The sequence below is a fragment of the Chamaesiphon sp. OTE_20_metabat_361 genome, from assembly GCF_031364565.1.
Genome location: NZ_JANLWO010000709.1, coordinates 1 through 1,850, shown reverse-complemented (window position 1 = coordinate 1,850; position 1,850 = coordinate 1). Strand labels below are relative to the sequence as shown.

Here is a 1,850-nt window from a genome sequence, read left to right as displayed (position 1 = left end):
CATCAAATTTATCGCTTGACAGCAATCGATCGTCTAAGTCATGCTAACAATGTAACTAGTGTAAGTTCCGCTCCATGCCAATAGCCAACGAGACAGACGGACATCAAGACTTTTTTGACTCGATCGATCGTGACGATAAGTTTGCAAATAAAGACTTGGCAAAACTAGAAGCGTGTGAAGATGCCATTGACACAGCACAACTGAAACAAGCAATGGCTGAGAATACGGGATTTGTCACTGCGGTAGAGTTATTGGCAATGCGATCGATTCTTCCAGGAGAGGCGATCGCCAACGATGACTGAACTATTATTTATCTTAGTTTTTATTACTTTCGTTCCTTTTTTGGTGGCGCAGGTCATGCCGAACAGAAAGTTTTTATTGGCTTACTTTATAGCCGTTAGTGCGACAATCATATCAATTTTACGTGAAATAGTTCAATCTATGGCTCGAACTGTTGCGGAGGGAAAAGACTTACCAGGACACGGAATTGGCGAGGGTTTAGTACTAATCCTAATTTGTGTATTTGCGGTTAGTGGCATCAGTGGCATGATTAGCAAAGCTATATTCCTTCATTTCAAGACGCGATCTATTGTCGTGTCAAAAGAGTTTAAGTTTACAGTCGGTATTATTGTAACGATGGTTTTGACTTTTATCATACCTAGCTCTATTCTGTACGGGCTGACGTATATCGAGCAACAGCAGAAACTAGAAAAAATACATTAGATTGTAGGTTGGGTAGAGTGAGGCGAAACCCAACCTACAATCTAAATACCGATGCTCTTAAAATTATTCACTTACTTGTGATAACTGCTGCATGAACTTATCATGCTCCGCTGCTGCCAAACCTGCTTGTAATACTGCCAAAACCTGCACCATATTTCCGGCAAGTAAATCCTCTACCGCCAGCCACAATCCTGGAAATACGCGACTGCGAATCGTCCCATCTGCATCTACAGGTAAAGAGATATATTCCCCTTCTTGCCAGCAAAACCAATTAACTTTGCGATCGAATACTTGCCAGACAATATATTCGGGGATACCATTGCGACGGTAAGCGCGTTTCTTGTCACCCAGATCGATCGCAGCACTACTAGCGGCGATCTCTACTACCAATTCTGGTACCCCTTCGATATAGTCATCCTCACTCACGCGCGATCGACCGCCGCATTGTTCTTCAATTAACAATACTGCATCGGGTTGAGGCTCGTTATCTGCGTCTAAACGTACCGTTGGCGCATCCCCCAGTGCTACCCCAGGAGTTGCAACGGTATAATTTCCCAGCCATGTTAGCAGACTGGCATGGGGTTGTCCGTGACTTCTAAAGCGCAGTGCGGCGGCAGCCATATAGACAACTCCTTCGATTAATTCAGCTTTCTTATTCTGGGGCATCGGATCGTAGCGACGCTCGAATTCGTAGCGAGTGAGTCTGTCGCCATTTTCTAGTGGTGGGATAAGCCGAAGCTGAAAAGGTATTTTAACCATTAGACTTCCTGCAAAAGTAAAAATACAATCTTTTTCAATACTGCTTTCATCTATATTTCTTTCTATCCCCTATTCCCTATTCCCTAACTCTGTTTCGATTGCTGGGTTAAGAGTGTAGGAGATGTATCTCAATTATAGGAGCGATTACTGGCTAATTTGCAACTGGGATAATTGCTCGATCGTGAGATCTGCCATCCCGATTGGCTGCATCGATCGACCCCAGGAGATGCCGATACAGCCCGCTGCACCGCCTTGAGATCCCATCATCATATCCCAGGTACTATCGCCAACCATCAGGGTTTGAGCGGGATTTACGCCCAATTCCTGACAGGCAAATTCAAACAAGCGCGGATCGGCATCTCCTGGGG

General features: G+C 44.8%; 4 protein-coding genes. 2 read left to right on the top strand and 2 right to left on the bottom strand.

All coding sequences use genetic code 11. From position 1 onward, the window contains the following. The first annotated feature begins 74 nt into the window (after window positions 1-74). Window positions 75-302, top strand: a complete 228-nt coding sequence (locus RMO35_RS19985) for a hypothetical protein (RefSeq protein WP_309743530.1) — start codon at window positions 75-77, stop codon at window positions 300-302. Further along, a complete protein-coding gene (locus RMO35_RS19980; RefSeq protein WP_309743528.1) occupies window positions 295-723 on the top strand; it encodes a hypothetical protein in 429 nt (142 codons plus the stop codon). Before RMO35_RS19985 ends, RMO35_RS19980 begins: the two co-directional genes overlap by 8 nt. A gap of 63 nt (window positions 724-786) precedes the next feature. On the opposite strand, the gene RMO35_RS19975 is transcribed toward RMO35_RS19980, so the two are convergent. Continuing rightward, on the bottom strand, window positions 787-1,482 hold the full coding sequence (locus tag RMO35_RS19975; protein ID WP_309743526.1) for a Uma2 family endonuclease: 696 nt from the start codon (window positions 1,480-1,482) through the stop codon (window positions 787-789). Between the two features lie 144 nt (window positions 1,483-1,626). Beyond that, the coding region (locus RMO35_RS19970; RefSeq protein ID WP_309743525.1) for an HAD family hydrolase at window positions 1,627-1,850 on the bottom strand (224 nt) is incomplete at its 5' end.